General features: G+C 51.8%; 17 protein-coding genes and 4 pseudogenes. 16 read left to right on the top strand and 5 right to left on the bottom strand.

Annotated elements, in window-relative coordinates:
• Positions 1 to 31: 31 nt before the first annotated feature.
• From acnD to ACTHRE_RS08580, 3 genes are all read left to right on the top strand, one after another.
• A complete protein-coding gene (gene acnD / locus ACTHRE_RS08590) occupies positions 32 to 2,638 on the top strand; it encodes a Fe/S-dependent 2-methylisocitrate dehydratase AcnD (protein ID WP_377072736.1) in 2,607 nt (868 codons plus the stop codon).
• Positions 2,639 to 2,756: 118 nt separating this feature from the next.
• On the top strand, positions 2,757 to 3,926 hold the full coding sequence (prpF, locus tag ACTHRE_RS08585) for a 2-methylaconitate cis-trans isomerase PrpF (protein WP_377072738.1): 1,170 nt from the start codon (positions 2,757 to 2,759) through the stop codon (positions 3,924 to 3,926).
• A 211-nt stretch (positions 3,927 to 4,137) separates the two neighbouring features.
• A complete protein-coding gene (locus ACTHRE_RS08580) occupies positions 4,138 to 5,349 on the top strand; it encodes an acetate kinase (protein ID WP_049343851.1) in 1,212 nt (403 codons plus the stop codon).
• Between the two features lie 74 nt (positions 5,350 to 5,423).
• Here ACTHRE_RS08580 and purM read toward each other — a convergent pair whose 3' ends face one another.
• Positions 5,424 to 6,458 (bottom strand): phosphoribosylformylglycinamidine cyclo-ligase, encoded by a 1,035-nt coding sequence (gene purM, locus ACTHRE_RS08575; RefSeq protein ID WP_003686290.1) that lies wholly within the window; start codon positions 6,456 to 6,458, stop codon positions 5,424 to 5,426.
• Positions 6,459 to 6,661: 203 nt separating this feature from the next.
• Between purM and ACTHRE_RS08570 the strand changes: the two genes are divergently transcribed.
• Together ACTHRE_RS08570 and ACTHRE_RS08565 are read left to right on the top strand one after the other, a co-directional pair.
• On the top strand, positions 6,662 to 7,732 hold the full coding sequence (locus ACTHRE_RS08570; RefSeq protein ID WP_070711962.1) for an AI-2E family transporter: 1,071 nt from the start codon (positions 6,662 to 6,664) through the stop codon (positions 7,730 to 7,732).
• Between the two features lie 62 nt (positions 7,733 to 7,794).
• Complete coding sequence (locus ACTHRE_RS08565) at positions 7,795 to 8,511, top strand: S-methyl-5'-thioinosine phosphorylase (RefSeq protein WP_440345001.1); 717 nt, start codon at positions 7,795 to 7,797, stop codon at positions 8,509 to 8,511.
• 45 nt (positions 8,512 to 8,556) lie between these two features.
• On the opposite strand, the gene ACTHRE_RS08560 is transcribed toward ACTHRE_RS08565, so the two are convergent.
• The 3 genes from ACTHRE_RS08560 to ACTHRE_RS08550 all read right to left on the bottom strand — a co-directional run bounded on the left by ACTHRE_RS08560 (position 8,557) and on the right by ACTHRE_RS08550 (position 10,933).
• Entirely contained in the window at positions 8,557 to 9,051 is a 495-nt protein-coding gene (locus ACTHRE_RS08560) for a hypothetical protein (protein WP_063075906.1), read from the bottom strand.
• 147 nt (positions 9,052 to 9,198) lie between these two features.
• Complete coding sequence (locus ACTHRE_RS08555; protein ID WP_004520379.1) at positions 9,199 to 9,633, bottom strand: hypothetical protein; 435 nt, start codon at positions 9,631 to 9,633, stop codon at positions 9,199 to 9,201.
• Entirely contained in the window at positions 9,626 to 10,933 is a 1,308-nt protein-coding gene (locus tag ACTHRE_RS08550; RefSeq protein ID WP_070711964.1) for a homoserine dehydrogenase, read from the bottom strand. Before ACTHRE_RS08550 ends, ACTHRE_RS08555 begins: the two co-directional genes overlap by 8 nt.
• Before the next feature lie 205 nt (positions 10,934 to 11,138).
• Between ACTHRE_RS08550 and ACTHRE_RS08545 the strand changes: the two genes are divergently transcribed.
• On the top strand, positions 11,139 to 11,513 hold the full coding sequence (locus ACTHRE_RS08545; RefSeq protein ID WP_070711965.1) for an Mth938-like domain-containing protein: 375 nt from the start codon (positions 11,139 to 11,141) through the stop codon (positions 11,511 to 11,513).
• Positions 11,514 to 11,786: 273 nt separating this feature from the next.
• A pseudogene (locus tag ACTHRE_RS08540) lies at positions 11,787 to 12,632 on the top strand (IS5 family transposase); the annotation flags it as partial.
• Between the two features lie 121 nt (positions 12,633 to 12,753).
• Here the strand turns inward: ACTHRE_RS08540 and ACTHRE_RS08535 are convergent.
• Positions 12,754 to 12,960: a hypothetical protein gene (locus ACTHRE_RS08535; protein WP_234395980.1), complete on the bottom strand. Its 207-nt coding sequence runs from the start codon at positions 12,958 to 12,960 to the stop codon at positions 12,754 to 12,756.
• Positions 12,961 to 13,101: 141 nt separating this feature from the next.
• Between ACTHRE_RS08535 and ACTHRE_RS08530 the strand changes: the two genes are divergently transcribed.
• The 9 genes and pseudogenes from ACTHRE_RS08530 to ACTHRE_RS08490 form a co-directional block, all read left to right on the top strand.
• Positions 13,102 to 13,647, top strand: a complete 546-nt coding sequence (locus ACTHRE_RS08530) for an HNH endonuclease (protein ID WP_377072744.1) — start codon at positions 13,102 to 13,104, stop codon at positions 13,645 to 13,647.
• A 2-nt stretch (positions 13,648 to 13,649) separates the two neighbouring features.
• The gene (locus tag ACTHRE_RS08525; protein WP_070583431.1) at positions 13,650 to 14,036 is read left to right on the top strand and encodes a hypothetical protein; all 387 of its coding nucleotides are present in this window, start codon (positions 13,650 to 13,652) and stop codon (positions 14,034 to 14,036) included.
• 38 nt (positions 14,037 to 14,074) lie between these two features.
• A pseudogene (locus ACTHRE_RS08520) lies at positions 14,075 to 14,176 on the top strand (HNH endonuclease); the annotation flags it as partial.
• A 2-nt stretch (positions 14,177 to 14,178) separates the two neighbouring features.
• Positions 14,179 to 14,569, top strand: a pseudogene (locus ACTHRE_RS08515) (hypothetical protein).
• A gap of 137 nt (positions 14,570 to 14,706) precedes the next feature.
• A pseudogene (locus ACTHRE_RS08510) lies at positions 14,707 to 14,931 on the top strand (DUF6911 family protein); the annotation flags it as partial.
• 33 nt (positions 14,932 to 14,964) lie between these two features.
• Positions 14,965 to 15,972 (top strand): IS5 family transposase, encoded by a 1,008-nt coding sequence (locus ACTHRE_RS08505; protein ID WP_377072746.1) that lies wholly within the window; start codon positions 14,965 to 14,967, stop codon positions 15,970 to 15,972.
• Between the two features lie 372 nt (positions 15,973 to 16,344).
• Positions 16,345 to 18,090 (top strand): ShlB/FhaC/HecB family hemolysin secretion/activation protein, encoded by a 1,746-nt coding sequence (locus ACTHRE_RS08500; protein WP_070461294.1) that lies wholly within the window; start codon positions 16,345 to 16,347, stop codon positions 18,088 to 18,090.
• A 68-nt stretch (positions 18,091 to 18,158) separates the two neighbouring features.
• A complete protein-coding gene (locus ACTHRE_RS08495; RefSeq protein WP_440345003.1) occupies positions 18,159 to 22,904 on the top strand; it encodes a two-partner secretion domain-containing protein in 4,746 nt (1,581 codons plus the stop codon).
• A 264-nt stretch (positions 22,905 to 23,168) separates the two neighbouring features.
• Positions 23,169 to 23,575: hemagglutinin repeat-containing protein (locus tag ACTHRE_RS08490; RefSeq protein ID WP_440345004.1), on the top strand; the 407-nt coding region annotated here is incomplete at its 3' end.

Raw genomic sequence — 23,575 nt, 5'->3', positions numbered from 1 at the left:
CCAAAAAAAGAATAGATTTAGGAGAACCGACATGACTGCCAACCAACGTTACCGTAAAGCTTTGCCCGGTACGGATTTGGAATATTACGACGCGCGTCAAGCGTGTGAAGACATCAAACCAGGCTCTTACGACAAGCTGCCGTATACAAGCCGTATCTTGGCTGAGAACTTGGTCAACCGCGCAGACAAAGTCGACCTGCCTACGCTGCAAAGCTGGTTGGGCCAACTGATTGAGGGAAAACAGGAAATCGACTTCCCCTGGTATCCGGCGCGCGTGGTGTGTCACGATATTCTGGGTCAGACAGCATTGGTGGATTTGGCAGGCCTGCGCGATGCGATTGCCGAAAAAGGCGGCGATCCTTCCAAAGTGAATCCTGTGGTGCAAACCCAGCTCATCGTCGACCACTCTTTGGCCGTTGAATGCGGCGGTTACGATCCTGATGCCTTCCGCAAAAACCGCGAAATCGAAGACAGACGTAACGAAGACCGTTTCCACTTCATCAACTGGACAAAAACCGCATTTGAAAATGTGGATGTGATTCCTGCGGGCAACGGCATTATGCACCAAATCAACTTGGAAAAAATGTCGCCGGTTGTCCAAGTCAAAAACGGCGTGGCATTCCCTGATACCTGCGTCGGTACTGACTCACATACGCCGCACGTCGATTCATTGGGCGTGATTTCCGTAGGCGTGGGCGGTTTGGAAGCCGAAACTGTGATGTTGGGCCGTGCCTCCATGATGCGTCTGCCTGATATTGTCGGTGTTGAGCTGACCGGCAAACGCCAGCCGGGCATTACTGCCACCGACATCGTGTTGGCACTGACCGAATTCTTGCGTAAAGAGCGCGTGGTTGGCGCATTTGTCGAATTCTTCGGCGAAGGCGCAAGAAGCCTGTCCATCGGTGACCGTGCCACCATTTCCAATATGACCCCTGAGTTCGGCGCAACTGCCGCGATGTTCGCTATTGATGAGCAAACCATTGATTATTTGAAACTGACCGGTCGCGACGATGCGCAAGTGAAATTGGTAGAAACCTACGCGAAAACCGCAGGCTTGTGGGCAGATGCCTTGAAAACCGCCGTTTATCCGCGCGTATTGAAATTTGATTTGAGCAGCGTAACGCGCAATATGGCAGGCCCAAGTAATCCGCATGCCCGTTTTGCGACCGCCGATTTGGCCAGCAAAGGCTTGGCTAAATCTTATGAAGAGCCTTCAGACGGACAAATGCCTGACGGAGCAGTGATTATTGCCGCGATTACTTCGTGTACCAATACTTCCAATCCGCGCAACGTTGTCGCCGCCGCGCTGTTGGCACGCAATGCCAACCGCCTCGGCTTGCAACGCAAACCTTGGGTGAAATCTTCGTTTGCACCGGGTTCAAAAGTAGCCGAAATCTATTTGAAAGAAGCAGGCCTGTTGCCTGAAATGGAAAAACTCGGCTTCGGTATCGTTGCCTTTGCATGTACCACCTGTAACGGCATGAGCGGCGCGTTGGATCCAAAAATCCAGAAAGAAATCATCGACCGCGATTTGTACGCCACCGCCGTACTGTCCGGTAATCGCAACTTTGACGGCCGTATCCATCCGTATGCGAAACAGGCTTTCCTCGCTTCGCCTCCGTTGGTCGTTGCCTACGCGCTGGCAGGCAGTATCCGTTTCGATATTGAAAACGACGTACTCGGCGTTGCAGACGGCCGCGAAATCCGCCTGAAAGATATCTGGCCAACCGATGAAGAAATCGATGCCATTGTTGCCGAATATGTGAAACCGCAACAATTCCGCGACGTTTATATTCCAATGTTCGATACCGGCACAGCACAAAAAGCACCAAGCCCGCTGTACGACTGGCGTCCGATGTCCACCTACATCCGCCGCCCACCTTACTGGGAAGGCGCACTGGCAGGGGAACGCACATTAAGAGGTATGCGTCCGCTGGCGATTTTGCCCGACAACATCACCACCGACCACCTCTCACCGTCCAATGCGATTTTGGCCAGCAGTGCCGCAGGCGAATATTTGGCGAAAATGGGTTTGCCTGAAGAAGACTTCAACTCTTATGCAACCCACCGCGGCGACCACTTGACCGCCCAACGCGCCACCTTCGCCAATCCGAAACTGTTTAACGAAATGGTGAGAAACGAAGACGGCAGCGTACGCCAAGGTTCGCTGGCACGCGTTGAACCCGAAGGCAAAACCATGCGTATGTGGGAAGCTATCGAAACCTATATGAACCGCAAACAGCCGCTCATCATCATTGCCGGTGCGGACTACGGTCAAGGCTCAAGCCGCGACTGGGCTGCAAAAGGCGTACGTCTCGCCGGCGTGGAAGCGATTGTTGCCGAAGGCTTCGAGCGTATCCACCGCACCAACTTGATCGGTATGGGCGTGTTGCCGCTGCAGTTCAAACCCGGTACCAACCGCCATACCCTGCAACTGGACGGTACGGAAACCTACGACGTTGTCGGCGAACGCACGCCGCGCTGCGACCTGACCCTCGTGATTCATCGTAAAAACGGCGAAACCGTCGAAGTTCCGGTTACCTGCCGCCTCGATACAGCAGAAGAAGTATTGGTATATGAAGCCGGTGGCGTGTTGCAACGCTTCGCTCAAGACTTCTTAGAAGGAAATGCAGCGTAAGGTAAATCGGACATAGTTAAAATGTCCGTGCTACGCTAAAAAAGGTTTTCAGACGGCCTCGAATGTTTGAGAGGTCGTCTGAAAAAACCATACTAAGAAATACAAAGGAGAACTCGAAATGCCGCAAATTAAAATTCCAGCCGTTTACTACCGCGGCGGTACATCTAAAGGCATTTTCTTCAAACGCACCGATCTGCCGGCCGCTGCGCAGGAAGCAGGCGAGGCACGCGACAAAATCCTCTTGCGCGTACTCGGTAGCCCCGACCCTTACGGCAAACAGATTGACGGTTTGGGCAACGCCAGTTCGTCCACCAGCAAAGCTGTGATTTTAGACAAATCCGAACGTGCCGATCACGATGTCGATTATTTGTTCGGGCAAGTTGCTATCGACAAACCTTTTGTCGATTGGAGCGGCAACTGCGGTAATCTGACCGCCGCCGTGGGCGCATTTGCCATCGAACAAGGCTTAGTCGATAAAGACAAAATCCCTTCAGACGGACTGTGTACCGTCAAAATCTGGCAGAAAAACATCGGCAAAACCATTATTGCCCATGTGCCGATTCAAAACGGCGCAGTTTTGGAAACGGGCGATTTTGAGCTTGACGGCGTAACGTTCCCGGCAGCCGAAGTGCAAATTGAATTTTTAGATCCAGCCGATGGCGAAGGCAGTATGTTCCCAACCGGCAATTTGGTCGATGAAATTGATGTGCCGAATATAGGCCGTCTGAAAGCCACGCTTATCAATGCCGGGATTCCAACCATTTTCCTGAATGCCACAGATTTGGGCTACACAGGCAAAGAGTTGCAAGACGACATCAACAACGATGCCGCGGCTCTGGAAAAATTTGAAACCATCCGCGCGTATGGCGCGCTGAAAATGGGTTTGATCAGCGATGTATCCGAAGCCGCCACCCGCGCCCATACTCCGAAAGTCGCTTTTGTTGCTCCCGCGGCCGATTACACTGCTTCAAGCGGCAAAACCGTCCAAGCTGCCGACATCGACTTATTGGTACGCGCGCTGAGCATGGGCAAATTGCACCACGCCATGATGGGGACCGCTTCAGTTGCCATCGCTACCGCAGCCGCCGTGCCCGGAACGCTGGTCAACCTTGCAGCCGGAGGCGGAGCGCGTAAAGAAGTCCGCTTCGGTCATCCATCAGGTACGCTGCGTGTAGGTGCCGCCGCTGAATGTCAGGATGGGCAATGGACGGCTACCAAAGCAGTTATGAGCCGTAGCGCACGCGTGATTATGGAAGGACAAGTCCGAGTGCCGGAAGATTGCTTTTAAGTTTTCATACGGCCGCAGCACTAAACAAGGCCGTCTGAAAACCAAATAAGCAGATTTTAGTCAGGTAGCGATACCTGCAATGGAGATTAGGGTTGGGCATAAAGCCTGACTAAACACCAAACCAAAGGCAATCTGAAAAGCTCTCAAATGTTCTTGCTCTTTTCAGACGGCCTGAAGCCAAAAATAATCAAAAATTCAAAGGAGAAACACCATGTCCAACCAACTCATTCTTGTTCTGAACTGCGGCAGCTCTTCACTCAAAGGTGCCGTTATCGACCGTAAAAACGGCAAAGTTCTCTTAAGCTGTCTCGGTGAACGTTTGGGTACGCCCGAAGCAGTCATTACGTTCAGCAAAGACGGCAAAAAATGCCAAACAGCTTTGACCGGCCGTAACGATCATGCCGGTGCCGTAGGTATGTTGCTGAAAGAACTTGAAAAACACGGCCTGCACGACCGCATTAAAGCTATCGGCCACCGCATCGCCCACGGCGGCGAAAAATACAGCGAATCTGTTTTGATCGATCAAGCAGTAATGGACGAACTCAATGCCTGCATTCCGCTCGCTCCGCTGCACAATCCTGCTAATATCAACGGCATTTTGGCTGCGCAAGAGCATTTCCCGGGTCTGCCCAATGTCGGCGTGATGGATACTTCGTTCCACCAAACCATGCCGGAGCGTGCCTACACTTATGCCGTTCCGCGCGAATTGCGTAAAAAATACGCTTTCCGCCGCTACGGTTTCCACGGTACCAGCATGCGTTACGTTGCCCCTGAAGCCGCACGGATTTTGGGCAAACCTCTGGAAGACATCCGTATGATTATTGCCCACTTAGGTAACGGCGCATCCATTACCGCCATCAAAAACGGCAAATCCGTTGACACCAGTATGGGCTTCACGCCGATTGAAGGTTTGGTAATGGGTACACGCTGCGGTGACATCGACCCGGGCGTATACAGCTATCTGACTTCACACGCCGGTTTGGATGTTGCCCAAGTTGATGAAATGCTGAACAAAAAATCAGGTTTGCTCGGTATTTCCGAACTCTCCAATGACTGCCGTTCTTTGGAAATTGCTGCGGATGAAGGCCATGAAGGCGCACGCTTGGCTCTGGAAGTGATGACTTACCGCCTTGCCAAATACATTGCTTCGATGGCTGTGGCTTGTGGTGGCGTTGACGCACTGGTATTTACTGGCGGTATCGGCGAAAACTCGCGTAATATCCGCGCTAAAACTGTTTCCTACTTGGATTTCTTAGGTCTGCACATCGACACCAAAGCCAATATGGACAAACGCTACGGTAACTCCGGTATCATCAGCCCGACAGGTTCTATGCCGGCTGTCTTGGTTGTTCCAACCAATGAAGAGCTGATGATTGCCCACGATACGGCTCAGTTGGCCGGCTTTATGGAAGAAGCAGGCTAGGACGAAGATTTTCCTAGACCATAAACAATAAAAAGTGCGGATTCATCATCCGCACTTTTCTAATTACATCTCAATCAAGCCACTTGGGTTTGATGTTCGTCACCGTTGCGCTCACGAACTGCGCCCAAACGGTAAACGGTTTCGCCTTGTTCGCTCAAGAATGCTTGTACCGCATCGGCATCTTCTTTAGCAATGATAACGACCATACCAATACCGCAGTTGAAGGTACGGTACATTTCTTGGGTTTCCACATTACCTGCTTTTTGCAGCCATTGGAACAGTTTAGGCAATTCCCACGCTTTGGCATCGATTTGTGCGACGGTATTTTCAGGTAAAACGCGAGGTACGTTTTCGGTAATGCCACCGCCGGTAATATGGGCCATGCCTTTAATGGTGAATTTTTCCAAAGCGGCAAGGATAGGTTTCACATACAGGCGGGTAGGGGCGATAATGGCTTCGCGCAAAGTTTTACCGTTGTCGAATTCCGCGTCCAAATCAGGATTGTCGCGCTCGATGATTTTGCGTACCAAAGAGTAGCCGTTGGAGTGTGCGCCGTTGGAAGCCAAGCCCAAAACAACGTCTCCGGCCTGAATGCTGCGGCCGTTAATAACGCGTTCTTTTTCAACCACACCGACGGCAAAACCGGCCAAGTCGTATTCGCCTTCGGGATACATGCCCGGCATTTCGGCAGTTTCACCGCCAATCAAAGCGCAACCGGATTCTTCGCAACCTTGGGCAATACCTTTAATCACATCAGTCGCGCGGGCAACATCCAGCTTGCCGCAAGCGAAATAGTCCAAGAAAAACAAAGGTTCTGCACCTTGGACCAAAATGTCGTTGACGCTCATTGCAACCAAATCGATGCCGACAGTATCGTGTTTGTCCCAGTCGAATGCCAGTTTCAGCTTGGTGCCGACGCCGTCCGTACCGGAAACCAATACCGGATTTTTGTATTTTTTGCCGATTTCGACCAAAGCGCCGAAACCGCCCAAATCACCCAACACTTCAGGGCGCATAGTACGCTTGGCAAAAGGTTTGATGTTTTCGACCAGTTGATCGCCTGCGTCGATATCCACGCCTGCGTCACGATAGCTCAAAGAAGTGCTCATTGGATTTCCTTATTCGGGTATGGGTAGATTGTCGGAGCGTATTTTATCTTAAATTAGAGGATTCAGGCTGATTTTTTTGGCATTATTGTCAACAATTTTTATTTTATCTTAATAGCCGTCACGCGTTCAGACGGCCTTTGTGAATCTGTTATACTGCTTATTTATTTCGAAAACCTTAAACATCAATTGGGAAATACCTTTTTATGTATCAAAAGAAAGCGCGCAGTATAAAACCGTGGATTATTATGGCTTGCGTTATCGCGGCCTTTATTTGGCTTTTATATGCCTTAGGCAATGTTTTGACGCCGTTTATTGTGGCTGCCATTTTGGCCTATGTTTTGAATCCCTTGGTCGAATGGCTGCAATTGAAGCGTATCCGCCGCGCGCCGGCCTCCATGATTATTATGGCGTTTGCTTTGCTGATATTACTGGCGTTGATGCTGATTATTATACCTATGCTGTTAAATCAGTTTAATAATCTGGCCGAACGCCTGCCACAAATCGTGGGCTTCGTTCAAAACAAACTGCTACCATGGCTCAACAGCGTCAGCGGGGATTATATTCAAATCGATCAAGAATCAATCATCGCATGGTTGCAATCGCATACGGATGAGTTGAGCAATACGCTCAAAGAATGGATTCCGACCTTGATGCGTCAAAGCGGCAACGTGATCAGCGGCGTCAGCAATTTGGTGTTGTTGCCTTTGTTGCTGTATTACTTCTTGTTGGATTGGAAACGCTGGTCTTCCGGAATCAGTAAATTGGTTCCGCGCCGTTTTATCGAAACTTACACGCGTATCAGCGGCAATATGGATGAAGTTTTGGGCGAGTTTCTGCGTGGCCAGCTGATGGTTATGATGATTATGGGCTTGGTTTATGGATTGGGCTTGATGCTGGTCGGTTTGGATTCCGGCTTTGCCATCGGTATGATTGCCGGTATTTTGGTATTTATTCCGTATTTGGGTGCATTTACCGGCCTTTTGCTGGCAACAGTTGCCGCGCTTTTACAATATGGCTCATGGCAGGGTTTGTTGATGGTCTGGGCTGTATTCGGTGTCGGACAATTCTTGGAAAGCTTTTTCATTACGCCTAAAATCGTCGGCGACCGTATCGGTTTGTCTCCGTTCTGGGTGATTTTCTCGTTGATGGCTTTCGGACAACTGATGGGTTTTGTCGGTATGCTTGCTGGTCTGCCGCTTGCCGCCGTAACATTGGTTTTATTGCGTGAAGGCGCATCTGCCTATTTCGGCAGCCATTTCTACAAACATAAATAAATCATATTAAGGCCGTCTGAAATCCAAGTTTCAGACGGCCATTGATAACAAAGGAAGTCTATATGTTAGCCATTATCGGCGGCAGCGGTTTGACCAAACTGCCGGAACTCGAAATTACTGAACGAAAAATTGTACGCACCCCTTACAGCTTAACCAGCAGCCCTATTTTGTTCGGCAGGTTGGGGCGCTTGGATATTGTTTTTCTTGCCCGACACGGCTTCAGCCATACCATCGCGCCGCATGAAATCAACTACCGCGCCAATATTTGGGCGTTACACTCTTTAGGCGTTGAAAATATTATTGCCATTTCTTCAGTCGTCGGTATCAATCCCGATTTTGAAAACGGCAGTTTGGTGTTGCCGGACGATTTAATCGACTATACCTATGGCCGTAAAGATACTTTTTTTGAAGGCCAAGAATGCCCTGTCGTCCATACCGATTTTTTCAACCCTTATTGCAATGAATTGCGACAAGAATTGTTGAATATCACGAAAGCGCACAATGTGCCGATTTACGATTCCGCCGTTTATGGCTGCCTGCAAGGTCCGCGCCGTCCAACCCGCGCAGAAATCGCCCGTTATCGCCGTGACGGGGTAGATGTACTCGGTATGACCGGTATGCCTGAAGCCGTTTTGGCCAGAGAGTTGAAAATGGCCTATGCTCACTTTTGCAGCGTCAGCAGCATTGATTGCTTTGATAGCGGAGTAGGGACTGTGGGCTGTAATGAACAGACTTCTATGGCGATGACGAAAATCCGACAGTTATTGAATGGTTTGTAACTGATAATGCCGTCTGAAATGATGTTTTCAGACGGCATTGTTTATTTAAGAAGCCGTTTCACGCGCCCAATGGGGCAGGGAGGCTTTTTGTTTGCGGAACGAGGCAAGTTTCATACCCCGACATTTTTCAAAAATCAATTCGACCCCGCTTTGCAGCTGTAAAATCAAATTGGTATGCGTTTCCGTTTTAATAAAATCGATATTGCGTTGTACTAAGCGCTGAATGACGGCATATACATCAAGGCAGCCATTTGCAAAAAACCACGGATTCAATTTTACCCAACGGCCGCCGCTTAGTGCAGCATCAGGCTGAAAATCAGCGCGAATCTGTGTCAAACGATTGTCGGAGAAATGCAGTTCGATATCGCCATAAAGCCAAATATTCCAGCCTTTTTGTACCAACAAGCCTTTAGGAACGCAATCAGGCGCAGGAAACATCTGCAAAATAGACTCTGCCGATTGTCCGATTTCCAGATAATCAAACCGGCCGGTATACAAAAAATCATAAATATCAATGGCAATAGGAAAGTGGTAGCGCATGGCAACAACCATAGAAAAGCAATTAACCAAGCTATCTTAAACTTAAAATATAATGAAATCAATTCTTATTACTATTTATTCAATATAAGAAAGGCCGTCTGTTGTTCAGACGGCCTTGTAGCCTTTGGCTTAAACCCATATTTTGGTTTACTCAGCCTTTAAATCAGCCACGCATTGCTTATCGCGTGCCTCAAAAGCTTCCGCGCCACCCAAGAGCTTGAGTTGCTCCTCTGGGCTGATTTTGCCGAAGTTTCGGATTTGTTCGTCAGAGAGTTTGCTTAAGGGCTGATCCCACATACAGACACAATAGTCTTGAGCCAATTTCTCGTTTTGCGCATCCAAACCTTTTGCCTTCAAATCAGTTTGCCATTTTTCAGCAAAAGGAATGTTTTTTACGCAAGACTCCACCACATTTTGTTTCATCTGCGGCTTGTTCATGGCGCATTGTGAGAGCAGGGCAGTCAGAGCCAGCAAAGACAAAATAATCCATGCCCAAATGCGAATGGTGCGGATTTTTGCCTTGGCTTTCTTTCTAGCTGCCAGTTGCTCTTCAGACGGCCTTTCCGTTTGTTGCTCAGTCATGCAGGCTTTCCATGCGGATCATGGTGATCGGAGCCTCCACGCAGCTCAGAGCTTCAATCACTGCGATAGCGCGTTTGACGTTGTGTTCCACTGTGGTGTGAGTCAGAATCACGATTTCGGCAGTGCTTTGATTAATCACGCCTTTTTGAATCAGAGCCTCGATAGAAACATTTTCTTTGGCCAAGAGTGCGGCAATTTGACCCAAAGTGCCCGGTTCGTCAGTTGCTTGAACGCGCAGATAGTAGCTGCTGGTGATTTCATCCATAGGCAGAATATTTTGCGCTTGAACTTGTGAAGGTTGGAATGCCAAGTGAGGAACACGATGGTCAGTTTCCGCTTCAATTAGGCGGGCAATATCAATGATGTCGGCAACCACGGCAGAAGCAGTTGGCAATGCACCGGCTCCTGCACCGTAATACAAGGTTTCACCAACCATATCGGCATTGACACGGACAGCATTCATCACGCCGTTAACGTTAGCCAGCAAACGGCTTTCAGGAATCAGAGTAGGGTGTACGCGCAACTCGATGCCTTTGTCGGTTTTACGGGTAATACCCAACAACTTGATACGATAGCCAAGTTCTTCAGCGTATTTGATATCGCGGCTGTCGAGTTTGCTGATACCTTCCAAATAGCAGGCAGAAAAGTTCATCGGCGTACCAAATGCCAATGCGCTCATAATCGTAATTTTATGGCCGGCATCATGACCTTCGATATCAAAAGTAGGGTCAGCTTCTGCATAGCCCAAAGCCTGAGCTTCTTTCAATACGTCTGCAAACGCGCTGCCTTTTTCACGCATTTCAGTAAGAATGAAGTTGCTGGTACCATTAATAATACCGGCAATACTGCGGATTTGGTTCGCAGCCAAACCTTCACGCAAAGCCTTGATAATAGGGATACCGCCGGCAACAGCAGCTTCAAACTGCACCATGACATTTTTTTCTTCCGCCAAAGGGAAAATTTCATTGCCGTATTCAGCCAACAGTTTTTTATTGGCAGTAACAATGTGTTTACCGTTTTCAATCGCTTTCAATACCGCATCTTTGGCAATACCGGTGCCGCCAAACAATTCAACAACAACATCAACATCTTGATGTTGAACCAGCTCAAACGGATCTTTGATAAAAGCAGCATTCGGGCAAATTTGTTTGGCTTTTTCTTCGCTCAAATCACAAACAGCAGAAATACGGACTTCACGTCCCAAGCGGCGGCTGATTTCCGCAGCGTTGTCCTGCAATACAGTGGCCGTACCGCCACCGACTGTACCCAAACCTAAAAGACCGATATTTACTGGCTTCATTGTGTCTCCTTTTGAGCCGATACTTTAAAATAATCACGAAAAACCAAGGCTTGTTATAATCGCTTGCAATCGTAAATTCAGAGCAAAGCATCAATGCACAAGGTCAAACGTTGAATCCTACCTGATATTGCTTGATTTTGCACCTTTTTTTGCAAGTTTCCCAAGGCCGTCTGAAAATCGTTCTACCATAAAAACAGGAATTGCCATGAAAATCACAGAAAACCATATCGATGAAGCCACATCATTTTTTTCATCCTCACAAGGCATATTGCAAATCGGTGAACAAACATACTCAGAACCCATTTGCTGGCAAAATGGCAAAGTGAGCATCATTCCTCAAACAACCATCGAAGAATTAAATGAACAAATTTTTATATCAGCAATTAAAACAGCAGAAAACCGTCCAGAAGTCATTATCATAGGTACAGGAGCAAAACAAAAATTTCTGCATCCCAAAATTGCTGCAGTTTTATCAGCCTACGGCATCGGCTTCGAATGCATGAACACAGCTTCAGCTTGCCGAACTTTAGTTTTACTGCAAGGAGAAGGCCGAAGCACATGGGCTTGGTTATGGCCATAATTTGTAGAAAAGACTATTGCATCATGCTAGTCTAAGTTCGCATAATTTATATTATGTTAAATTTATAATGCTAGTATTTTAATTTGCTAATTCCTGTTTTTCTCAGTAGTACAATCACTTACAATATTCAAAAACAAAAAAGGCCGTCTGAAAATTTCAGACGGCCTTTTTGTTTATATTCCTCAGCCTTTTTCTCAACAAATCCCTTATGAGACCTTTGCAAAATTCCCCAAAATCCCCTAAATTCCCACCAAGACATTTAGGGGATTTTCCATGAGTACCTTCTTCCAGCAAACCGCCCAAGCCATGATTGCCAAACACATTGACCGCTTCCCACTATTGAAGTTGGATCAGGTGATTGATTGGCAACCGATCGAACAATACCTGAATCGTCAAAGAACCCGTTACGTCCGAGACCACCGCGGCCGTCCCGCCTATCCCCTGTTGTCCATGTTCAAAGCCATCCTGCTCGGACAATGGCACAGCCTCTCCGATCCCGAACTCGAACACAGCCTCATCACCCGCATCGATTTCAACCTGTTTTGCCGTTTTGACGAACTGAGCATCCCCGATTACAGCACCTTATGCCGCTACCGCAACTGGCTGGCGCAAGACGACACCCTGTCCGAATTGCTGGAACTGATTAACCGCCAATTGACCGAAAAAGGCTTAAAAATAGAGAAAGCATCCGCCGCCGTCATTGACGCCACCATTATTCAGACCGCCGGCAGCAAACAGCGTCAGGCTATAGAAGTTGACGAGGAAGGACAAGTCAGCGGCCAAACCACACCGAGTAAAGACAGCGATGCCCGTTGGATAAAGAAAAACGGCCTCTACAAACTCGGTTACAAACAACATACCCGTACAGATGCGGAAGGCTATATCGAGAAACTGCATATTACCCCCGCCAATACCCATGAGTGCAAACACCTGTCTCCTTTGTTGGAAGGGATAGCCGAAGGTGAGACCGTCTATGCCAACAAAGGCTATGACAGTGAGGAAAACCAGAAACATCTGAAAGAGCATCAGTTACTGGACGGCATTATGCGCAAAGCCCACCGCAACCGTCCGCTGACGGAAGTGCAAACGAAGCGCAATCGACATCATGCCGCCGCCCGACTGGCCGGTGGTGTAGAGCCGTTTGCCGTCGATGGGTAACTTGGTTTTCAAGTGTTTGATTAGGTTGATAGTGGCATCGAGATAGTTGGACGCGGTGCTGGTATCGTCCATAATAATTTCGTCAAACTCGGGCGCAATCACAAAGCAGGGATGCTGCGCCTGAAATTCGGGTGACGCCCACGCAATCGCGCCGTTGCCCTGATACAGCGGTACTTTGCGCCACATAAACGCGCTCCACCGTGCGCCCCGCCACGCCGTATTGCGACGGCTCAAGCACGGCGGCAGACACATCGGCGCGGTACTTCACCGCCACCGCCACCAGCCGCATCCCGTCGCCAAACACGCAGGTTACGGCGGCGGCCGATTCGACGGCATTATCCAACGCGCCGCCCAACGCAGCGCAGCCGCATATGCTCGAACCCGATACGACTGGGGTGGTATAGGTGCAAGCACCGTCAAACAGTCGCAGATGGGCGCAGTTGCATTGCCGAAAGGGAAAGCACCTGTCGGGGAAAATTTTTTCCAAGCCCAACAAGGACGGTACAGTTATGATTCACCGTACCACTCCCGCACTGTCAGAACGGAATTGGAACAGCGTTACGGCAAACAAAATGTCAAATCCTCGACAGTACCGCCGTCAAACGGCAAAAATGTCAAACTGGCAAACCAAAGCCACCCGAAGACCGGGGTGCCGTTTGACAGTAAAGGATTTCCAAATTTTGAGAAACACGTGAAATATGATACGAAGCTTGATATTCAAGAATTCAGGTCTAAGAGTTCGACAGGACAAATGAGGCTGGCAACCAAAGATTTGGCGGAAGCCATTAGGAAAGGACAGGTTCGCAAATCAAGCTTTAACACAGAACAATTAAGGGCAATTGAAAAAGGAGAATCTAAAATACCGGATTATACTTGGCATCATCATCAGGATACCGGACGTATGCAGCTTGTACCTGAAAAATCTCACCATGATACTGGTCATATCGGCTGGGAAGCGATGAATAAAGGAAGATAATTATGTGGAAAATTACGAAAGAGCAAGGTCAAGATTTAAGTTTTGCAACATATTGCTTATTATCGGCAGCAATTAATTTGCAAGAATTTAAATTATGGTTGGATAAGGTTGTCTTAGATATGCCTATTGATAATATACCTTTTTATATTTTTGATTTAATTGATCTTGAAGGAGTAGGAGATATTTATAATATTTTGGATTTTGTTCCGAATTCAGACTTATCTAAAGATCAAGATGACGCATTAACCGGCATTGCCTTCTTAAGGGGGGTAGATGTCTATGACCCTCCCGTTTCAAAAGAAAAAGCATTAAAAGCCTTAAAGAAACATCCTGAAATTTATCAGAGGTTTCAGCATTTCTTTCCATTTGTAGAACTGCCTCCGCTTTAGAGGGTAATGAGGTCGTCTGAAAAACATCAGACGACCTTTGGCATCATCATCAAGATACAGGAAGGATGCAATTGATTGGTGAAGACTTGCATCATGATACCGGCCATATTGGTTGGGAAGCGATGAGTAAAGGAAAGTGACTATGTGGAAAATCATAAAAGAGGATAGTGATGATTTAGGATTTGCAATTAAATGCTTATTCTCTCAATCTATTGATTTAAATGAATTCAAGTTATGGATTGAACAAGTAATACGCGATATGCCCATTGAGGACACCCCTTTTTATATTTTTGACTTGGCGGATTTCGATGGGGTAATTGCCGATATTGACAATATTGTAGGTTTTGTTTCGAGTTACAGCCTATCAAAATCGAAAAAAAAATGCCTTGACGGGTATTGCCTTCTTAAGGGGTATAGATGTCTATGACCCTCCCATTTCAAAAGAAAAAGCGTTACAAGCCTTAGAAAAACATCCTGAAATTTATCAGAAGTTTCAGCATTTCTTTCCATTTGTAGAACTGCCTCCGCTTTAAAGGGTAAAAAGGTTGTCTGAAAAACATCAGACGACCTTTCCTTCATTTGAAACGGAATATTGAGAACTGAGTTCTTCAAAAATCCCACACCTGCTCCTTCCACGGCAGCACCTTGGTCAAAACGGCAGACGGCTACAATGAAAGCATCAACAATTGTTTTTGGCGGATTTTTTATTACAGATAATGGAGAACGAATCCAAATTCCTATTTTAGAAAATCCTAACATTAAAGAAATAAATAACTTTTTTTCTGTATCAAATTTTGAAAAAAAAGCCGGAGTCCTTGTTTTCAGAATTATTCCTGAGCCTGAATTTGGCAATAATGAATTAACTGAGACCTTTGCAAAATTCCCCAAAATCCCCTAAATTCCCACCAAGATATTTAGAGGATTTTCCATGAGCACCTTCTTCCAGCAAATCGCACAAGTCATGATTGCCAAACACATCGACCGCTTCCCACTATTGAAGTTGGATCAGGTGATTGATTGGCAACCGATCGAACAGTACCTGAATCGTCAAAGAACCCGTTACCTCCGAGACCACCGCGGCCGTCCCGCCTATCCCCTGTTGTCCATGTTCAAAGCCGTCCTGCTCGGACAATGGCACAGCCTCTCCGATCCCGAACTCGAACACAGCCTCATCACCCGCATCGATTTCAACCTGTTTTGCCGTTTTGACGAACTGAGCATCCCCGATTACAGCACCTTATGCCGCTACCGCAACTGGCTGGCGCAAGATAATACCCTGTCCGAATTGCTGGAACTGATTAACCGCCAATTGACTGAAAAAGGCTTAAAAGTAGAGAAAGCATCCGCTGCCGTCGTTGACGCCACCATTATTCAGACCGCCGGCAGCAAACAGCACCAGGCCATAGAAGTTGATGAAGAAGGACAAATCAGCGGCCAAACCACACCGAGTAAGGACAAAGATGCCCGTTGGACAAAGAAAAACGGCCTCTACAAACTCGGTTACAAACAACATACCCGTACCGATGAGGAAGGCTATATCGAGAAACTGCACATCACTCCTGCCAATACCCATGAGTGCAACCATCTGTCCCCTTTGTTGGAAGGCATTGCCGAAGGTACGACCGTCTATGCCGACAAAGGCTACGACAGCAAGGAAAACCGGCAACATCTGAAAGAGCATCAGTTGTTAGACGGCATTATGCGCAAAGCCTGCCGCAACCGTCCGCTGACGGAAGCGCAAACCAAACGCAACCGATATTTGTCGAAGACCCGTTATGTGGTCGAACAAAGCTTCGGTACGCTGCACCGTAAATTCCGCTACGCCCGGGCAGCCTATTTTGGTCTGCTCAAAGTGAGTGCGCAAAGCCATCTGAAGGCGATGTGTTTGAACCTGTTGAAAGCGGCCAACAGGCTAAGTGTGCCTGTTGCAGCCTAAAAGGCGGATCGGATGCCTGATTATGGGGTGTCCGGGCAGGATTAAGGGGGTATTTGGGTAGAATTAGGAGTGATTGGGGGCGAAACAGCCGAAAACCTGTGTTTGGGTTTCGGTTGTCGAGGGAAGGGCTTTTTTGCAAAGGTCTCTAACAGTGTTTTACACAACAGCTTAAGAAAAATACGCCGGCAACATCTCAAACACCGCAACCCTTTCAGGCTGCCATAAGGCTTCACAGTATCATTCTTGAAATCTTCAGATACTGTAAACAGCGCCAGATATCTATAGATAAAGTTAAGACATTGACATTTTATCAATGATTTTGTAAAATTTAGTGAGTTTATTTTCAAGTAAAAATATACTGGGTTTAACATTATGTCCGCCATACACACCCATCTGAGTTTAGCTATTTTGGCAGCCTTTTCTTTTCAGGCTGCACTTGCCGATACCATTGAAGAAAGCGAATTCAGACGTCAGGAAATGCGACGCCGGCAGCAGGAGCAGCAGCTGCAGCGCGAAGTCGATGTGCGTTTGGAAGATACGCGGCAAAGTACGCTTACTCCGTCTGCAGCCGAATCGGCCGAATCCCCCTGTTTCCCCATTCATACCGTTACCCTGACCGGCGATGCTGCCGGCCGTTTTCAGTTTGCACTTAAAAAAGCCTTGAAAGAAACCGGCTTCCAATCCGGACAATGTTTGGGTGCGCAAGGCATCAACCGCATTATGGTTGCGGCACAAAACGCCGTTATCGGCCGCGGCTATACCACTACCCGTATTTTGGCCGCACCGCAGGATTTAAACAGCGGAACTTTGGAATTAACCGTTTTGTCCGGCAAAGTGCGCTCGGTTCGCACTGATACTTCGCACAACGACCAAACCCGTGCCGCGCGCATTGCCGCCTTTCAAAACGAAATTCCGTTGAAAGGCGGCGATATTCTGAATCTGCGCCGTATCGAGCAGGGGCTGGAAAATCTCAAGCGCGTACCCACCGCGGAAGCCGATATTCAAATCGTTCCCGCCGATGCACCCGATGAAAGCGACATCATTGTTGCCTGGCGGCAGCGGCTGCTGCCCTACCGCCTGTCGCTCGGTGTGGACGACTCCGGCAGCAAAACCACCGGCAAATACCAAGGCAGCCTGACTTTCTCTGCCGACAACCCTTTCGGCTTAAGCGATCTGTTTTATCTGTCCTACGGCCGCCATCTGGGCCATACCGACACCCATACCGACTCCGAGGGCAAAAAAACCGCCGGCGGCACCCAAAGCTACGCCTTTCACTATTCCGTTCCTGCGGGCAACTGGCTGTGGAGCTGGAACCACAACTACTACCGCTACCACCAAGCCGTGGCGGGTATCAATGAAGTGTACGACTACAACGGCAAAAGCCGTGGCAGCGACATCGGATTTACCCGCCTGCTGTACCGTGATGCGCGGCGCAAGAGCCATATCGGCTTCAAACTGTGGCAGAAAGAAAACCAAAGTTTTATCGATGATGCCGAAGTCGAAGTACAGCGCCGTAAAACCGCCGGTTGGCAGTTGAGCCTAAAACACAAGGAATACATCGGCCGCAGCACTTTGGATATCGGCCTTGGCTACAAGCGCGGCACCGGCATGGCCGATGCCATTGCCGCCCCTGAAGAGGTGTTTGATGAAGGCACTTCGAGAATGAAGGTGATCACTGCCGACATCAGCTATAACCACCCCTTCCAAATCGGCCGGCAGCACTTCGTATATGACACCGCCCTCCATGCCCAGTGGAATAAAACCCCGCTGACGCCTTTGGACAAAATCGCCATCGGCGGTCGCTACACCGTGCGCGGCTTCGACGGCGAAAGCTCACTGTCGGCCGAGCGCGGCTGGTACTGGCGCAACGAAGCCGGCTGGTATTTTCAGGCTGCCCACCAGTTTTATCTGGCGCTAGACGGCGGCCATGTTTCCGGTGACTCGGCGCAATACCTGCTCGGCCAAACCCTAATCGGCGCCGCCGCCGGCCTGCGCGGCCAGTTCAAAGCAGGCGGCAGCCTGAATTACGACCTATTTGTCGGCAAACCGATTAAAAAACCGCAAGGCTTTAGCAAACGTACCGCCGTTTTCGGCTTCAACCTAAACTATTCGTTTTAACCGGAGAAAACACGGGCACCGCCTGCATTTGGGCTGCCTGTTTCCCATTTCCACACGGACGCAAGAACATGAACAAACACTGCCATAAAATCGTCTTCAACCGCACCCGCGGCATCCTGATGGCCGTAGCCGAGACTGCCATCGGGCAGGGCAAAAGTCCCGGCGAGCGCTCAGGCGGAGAAACCGGTGGCGGTGACGGCAGCCTAAAAACCCGTTCAGGCTGCCGTTTGCATTTGGGCACGCTGACTTTCAGCCTGCTGCTCGGTTTCGGTTCGGCCCTGATTGTGCCCGCCGCCGCTGCCGACATCCAAGCCGACAAATCCGCCCCCAAATCCCAGCAGCCCGTCATCCTGCAAACCGGCAACGGACTACCGCAGGTCAATATCCAAACCCCCACCGCCCACGGCGTATCCGTCAACCAATACCGCCGTTTCGATGTCGACACGCGCGGCACCATTCTCAACAACAGCCATAAAAGCGTATCCACCCGCCAGGCCGGCTGGATACAGGGCAACCCCTTTCTCGCCCGCGGCGAAGCCCGTGTAATCGTCAACCAAATCAACAGCAGCGACCCGAGCCGGCTGAACGGCTATATCGAAATCGCCGGCCGCCGCGCCGAAGTGGTGATGGCCAACCCCGCCGGCATCCGCGTCGACGGCGGCGGCTTTATCAACAGCGCAGGTGCCACCCTGACCACCGGCCGTCCCATCCTGGCAGACGGCCGTTTCGACGGTTTGGACATCGGCAGCGGCCGTATTGAAATCGGCGCACAGGGTCTTGACGGGCGCGGTGCCGACTACACCCGCATTCTCAGCCGTGCCGCCAAGATTGACGGCGGCATTTGGGGGCAGGACGTCCAAGTGATTGCCGCCGCCGGCCAAACCGACGCCGCAGGCAGCCTGAAAGACGCCGCCGCACCCCGCACTCCGTCTTCATCCGCCCCCGTCTTTGCCATCGACACCGGCGCCCTGGGCGGCATGTATGCCGGCAAAATCACCCTGATTGCTGCCGATGCCGGCAGCGGCATCCGCAATGCCGGCAAGATTTACGCCGGTGCCGGCGGCGTGACCCTCAGCGCCGACGGAAGACTGGCCAACAGCGGCACCGTCGCCGCCCAAGACGGCGGCACCCTGCGTCTTAACGCCGGCCAAGCCGACAACAGCGGCACCCTTTACGCCCACGGCCAAAGCAGCATCGACAGCAAAAGCAGCCTGAACAACAGCGGCCGCATTCTCAGCACCGCAGAAAACCGCATCCGCAGCGCCCGGATTGACAACAGCGGTCAAATCGACGGCGGCCGTCTGGACATTGCCGCCCCCGTATTGGACAACAGCGGCCGCATCAGCCAAAGCGGCAGTCAGGATCTAGCCGTCGATACCGCCCGCCTGGCCAACAGTGGCCGCATCGGCCTGCCGGAAAACAACAACGGCAACAGTGGAAACAGTAGCGGCAACAACGGCGGAAACGGCAACAACAATGGTTCCCACTCCGGCAACAAGCGGCCGCCCGCCAATAACGGCAACGGCAATAGCGGCAACAGTCACGGCGGCCATACCCAAGTTCCCACTCCTGCCGACGGCCGCATCAGCGTCTCCGGCCGTTTGGACAACAGCGGCACCATCGAAGCGGGCGGCCGCACCGATCTGAACGTACACAGCGAACTGGCCAACAGCGGCCGCCTCACCCTCGGCAGCCTGAAAGCAGACGGCAGCCGTTTCGACAACCGCCAAGGCGACATTCTCGCCCACAGCGCCGACATTCACAGCAGCCACAGCGACAACCGCGACGGCGCCCTGGCCGCAGGCAGCCTGAAACTGGATGGCACCCGACTCGACAACCGCCAAGGCGCCATCCGCAGCAACAGCCAAAGCGACATCCGCCTTTCAGACGGCCTGAACAACGAACAAGGCGAAATCACCACTGCCGGCAGCCTGAAACTGGCCGCCGACAACATCACCAACCAAGACGGCAGCATCTTGGCCGGACAGGACATCGGACTGGATGCCCGGGTACTGGACGGCAGCGGCACCCTGGCCGCTGGCCGTGATGCCGCCCTCAAACTCAGCGCCGACTTTGACAGCAGCGCAGACATCGAAGCCGGCCGCACACTCAGCATCGAAAGCGGCGGCAGCATCCGCAACCGCCACCGTTTGGCCGGCGGCGCAGCCCTCGACATCCGTGCCCGGCACATCGACAACCGCGCCGAAGGCAAACTGGTTTCCGGCAGCAATACCCGTATTGGCGCCGACACCGTGGACAACCGCGGCCTGATCAACAGCAACGGCCTGACCCGTATTGATGCCGCAGACAGCCTGAACAACATCGGCAGCGGCCGCATCTACGGCAGCCGTCTCGCCCTGGGCGGCGGCAGCCTGAACAACCGCGAAGAAGCAAGCGCAGACGGCAAAAACCAAGCCCCCGTGATTGCCGCACGAGAGCGGCTGGACATCGGCATGCGCAGCATAAGCAACACCGGCAGCGGCTTTGGCCGGATTGAAAACGGCCAAGTACAAACCGGCAGCGTCTCCAGCCTGATCAGCAGCGAAGGCACACTGCATATCGGCGGCCGTTTGAATGAGCGCCATCAGGCCGAAGGCAGGGCCGAGCGCCTGGAAAACCGCGGCGCGCGGATTGAAGCAGTGGGAGGCGGGCAGATTGCCGTTCAAAAACTGGACAACCTAAACGCCGGTTTGCGCACCGAAGAATATTTGGCCGACAGCCGCCGCCAAACTGCCTACACCTTTGCCGGCGAGCCCGAACGCTACATTGACGGCGAAGACGGCAACATGAGCCAATACCGAACCAATCTGGTCTTCCGTTTCAACGAGCAGGGCAGACAGAAAAGCGGCAGTACCGAACGCAAATTCGAACGCTCCGACGTATCGGCGGTACGCCGCTACCAATACAGCCTGAACCGTTACCGCCAACGTATCGTAGAAAGCCGTCCGGGCGAAATCCTGATTGGCGGCGACCTGAAAGCCGAAGGCGGAGAATGGCGTAACAGTGACAGCAAAATCCTGATCGGTGGCACATTGTCGGGGCTTTCCAAAGACAAGATTGCCAACCACGCCACCCAAGAGCAGCGGCGTCTGGAAGAAGTCGGCATAAGCGAACATGCGACCTTCGAAAGAAGCCATGGCCACCGAGGCAGGCATCATGTCTATTGGAGAGGTGGTTATGCTTACAACAACCCGAGCGTCAGCACCCACGACTTTGAAAACCAGCTGAGCGACATTCTGCAAAACCAAGGCAGCCTGAACCCTCCCGCCGGCCATGCCGCCGCGGCCGATGCCGCCACCGTCGCCGTTGCGCCACAACGCATTAAAAGTCCCGACAGCAGCTTCAGTCTGCCCGAAAGCAGCCTGTACACCGTCCGTCCCGACCGCCCCGGCTATCTGGTGGAAACCGATCCTGCCTATGCCGACTACCGCACCTGGCTGGGCAGCGACTACATGCTCAAAGCCCTGCAAACCGATCCCAACCGCACCCACAAACGGCTGGGCGACGGCTATTACGAGCAACGCCTGATCAACGAACAGATTGCCCGTCTGACCGGCTACCGCCGTCTGGACGGCTACCCCAACGACGAAGCCCAATTCCAAGCCCTGATGGACGCCGGCATCAGCTTTGCCCGCGCCCAGCAGCTGACCCCCGGCATCGCCCTGTCCCCCGAACAAGTTGCCCGGCTGACCAGCGACATCGTCTGGCTTGAAAGCCAGACCGTTACCCTGGCCGACGGCAGCAGCCAAAGCGTACTCGTACCCAAAGTCTACGTCCTCGCCCGCCCCGGCGATCTCAACAGCGCCGGCGGACTCATCAGCGCCGACACCCTGCAGCTGAATGCCGGCCGCATCGACAACCGCGGCACCCTGGCCGGCCGGCGCATCGTCGATCTGGCTGCCGGCGACATCAGTAACAGCGGCCGCATCGGCGGCAAAAACGTCATACTCGACGCCCAACAACAAATCGACATCACCGGCGGCAGCATTGAAGCCGAACGGCTGCTCAGCCTCAAAGCCGACAACATCACCCTCCAAAGCAGCACCGCCCAAAGCGGCGACTCGCACAACGGCCGCACCACCGTTGACCGTGTGGCCGGACTGTATGTCAGCGGCACAGAAGACGGCCAAGGCCTGCTCAGCCTCGAAGCAGGGCACGACATCAAACTGAACGGCGCCCGCCTGGCCAACCGCGCCCGCGACGGCCACAGCCAAATGATTGCCCGCGAAGGCAGCGTCACACTCGGCACCGTCCGCACCGAAAGCCACGAAAGCTACGGCGCGGCAAACGACAAAAACCACCGCCACATTCACCAAAGCGCCGAAGCAGGCAGCCGCATCGAAGCGGCCGGCAACATCACCGTATCCGCCGGTAAAGAGCTCAGCATCCGCCAAGGCCAAATCGACAGCCAAAACGGCCACACTACCCTGGCCGCCCAAGGAAACATCGCCATCGCCGAAGGCCGCCGCACCCTGGATCTGGACGAATCGACCTACAGCAAAGAGCGCGGTTTGGTCGGCAGCAAAAGCCGGCTGGACCAATACCGGCGCCAACACGACGAAGCAGCCGGCAGCGTGATAACCGGCCGCGAAGTCAGAACGGCCTCCAGCGGCGACACCCGCATCCGCGGCAGCCAAGTCATCAGCGACGAACAGACCCTGGTTACCGCCGCCGGCGAGGTGCGCGTTGATGCTGCCGAGAACCGCTACAAAGATTGGGAAAACCACGAGCGCAAAAAGTCCGGCCTCACCGGTAGCCTGAAAAACGGCGTAGCGATGGCCGGTTACGGCAAGACCCAAGAAAACCTGCAGTAAAACAGCGTATCGTCTGCCGTAGTCTCCTCGCAGATAGGCAGCCTGAAAGGCGATACCACCGTAGCGGCGGGCGGCAAACTGAGTACCGAAGCCGCACAGCTGTATGCCGGTGGCGATCTGAAGCTGCAGGGGCGCGAAGTTTCCCTTGACGAAGCCTATAACCGCAGCGAACAGCACAGCCGGACACAGCGTAAACAAAGCGGCTTCTCGATCGGCATCACTTACGACCCCTATACCGCCGGTAAAAATGCCTGGGACAAAGCCATGCAGGGCGGCGGGTACAGCGACAGTATTGTTGGCAACTGGATGCAGCGCAGCAGCGCCTCGGCCAAAGCCAGCCAGGCGGCGGGCACGCCTGTCGTGATCAGCGGCGGCCGCAGCCGCAGCACGCAGACGCAGGATAGCAGCAGCACCGAAGCCGTCGGCAGCTCGCTGACGGCCGGCCGCCATCTCAGCATCCGTGCCACCGAAGGCAGCATCGAAGCCAAAGACGCACAAATCTCCGCCGAAGGCGATGCCCTGCTGTATGCCAGCGACGATATCCGACTGCTGGCCGCGGCCGACAGCCGCCGGCAAACCGGCAGCAGCAAGCGCAGCGGTTTCTCCATCGACAACCGCGACCATATCACCCCCTTCGGCACCTTTAACGATCAGGGGCAGGCTGCGGGCGA

Source organism: Neisseria sp. P0001.S007 (genome assembly GCF_051963655.1).
Classification (GTDB): Bacteria; Pseudomonadota; Gammaproteobacteria; order Burkholderiales; family Neisseriaceae; genus Neisseria; species Neisseria subflava_A.
Note: the sequence above shows the minus strand (reverse complement) of the source record. Positions and strands in the feature narration are given on the sequence as shown.

Excerpts from the sequence above, each read along its gene's own strand:
- acnD (WP_377072736.1), top strand. The coding sequence starts at position 32 with ATGACTGCCAACCAACGTTACCGTAAAGCTTTGCCCGGTACGGATTTG.
- prpF (WP_377072738.1), top strand. The coding sequence starts at position 2,757 with ATGCCGCAAATTAAAATTCCAGCCGTTTACTACCGCGGCGGTACATCT.
- ACTHRE_RS08580 (WP_049343851.1), top strand. The coding sequence starts at position 4,138 with ATGTCCAACCAACTCATTCTTGTTCTGAACTGCGGCAGCTCTTCACTC.
- purM (WP_003686290.1), bottom strand. The coding sequence starts at position 6,458 with ATGAGCACTTCTTTGAGCTATCGTGACGCAGGCGTGGATATCGACGCA.
- ACTHRE_RS08570 (WP_070711962.1), top strand. The coding sequence starts at position 6,662 with ATGTATCAAAAGAAAGCGCGCAGTATAAAACCGTGGATTATTATGGCT.
- ACTHRE_RS08565 (WP_440345001.1), top strand. The coding sequence starts at position 7,795 with ATGTTAGCCATTATCGGCGGCAGCGGTTTGACCAAACTGCCGGAACTC.
- ACTHRE_RS08560 (WP_063075906.1), bottom strand. The coding sequence starts at position 9,051 with ATGCGCTACCACTTTCCTATTGCCATTGATATTTATGATTTTTTGTAT.
- ACTHRE_RS08555 (WP_004520379.1), bottom strand. The coding sequence starts at position 9,633 with ATGACTGAGCAACAAACGGAAAGGCCGTCTGAAGAGCAACTGGCAGCT.
- ACTHRE_RS08550 (WP_070711964.1), bottom strand. The coding sequence starts at position 10,933 with ATGAAGCCAGTAAATATCGGTCTTTTAGGTTTGGGTACAGTCGGTGGC.
- ACTHRE_RS08545 (WP_070711965.1), top strand. The coding sequence starts at position 11,139 with ATGAAAATCACAGAAAACCATATCGATGAAGCCACATCATTTTTTTCA.
- ACTHRE_RS08535 (WP_234395980.1), bottom strand. The coding sequence starts at position 12,960 with ATGCGGCTGGTGGCGGTGGCGGTGAAGTACCGCGCCGATGTGTCTGCC.
- ACTHRE_RS08530 (WP_377072744.1), top strand. The coding sequence starts at position 13,102 with ATGGGCGCAGTTGCATTGCCGAAAGGGAAAGCACCTGTCGGGGAAAAT.
- ACTHRE_RS08525 (WP_070583431.1), top strand. The coding sequence starts at position 13,650 with ATGTGGAAAATTACGAAAGAGCAAGGTCAAGATTTAAGTTTTGCAACA.
- ACTHRE_RS08505 (WP_377072746.1), top strand. The coding sequence starts at position 14,965 with ATGAGCACCTTCTTCCAGCAAATCGCACAAGTCATGATTGCCAAACAC.
- ACTHRE_RS08500 (WP_070461294.1), top strand. The coding sequence starts at position 16,345 with ATGTCCGCCATACACACCCATCTGAGTTTAGCTATTTTGGCAGCCTTT.
- ACTHRE_RS08495 (WP_440345003.1), top strand. The coding sequence starts at position 18,159 with ATGAACAAACACTGCCATAAAATCGTCTTCAACCGCACCCGCGGCATC.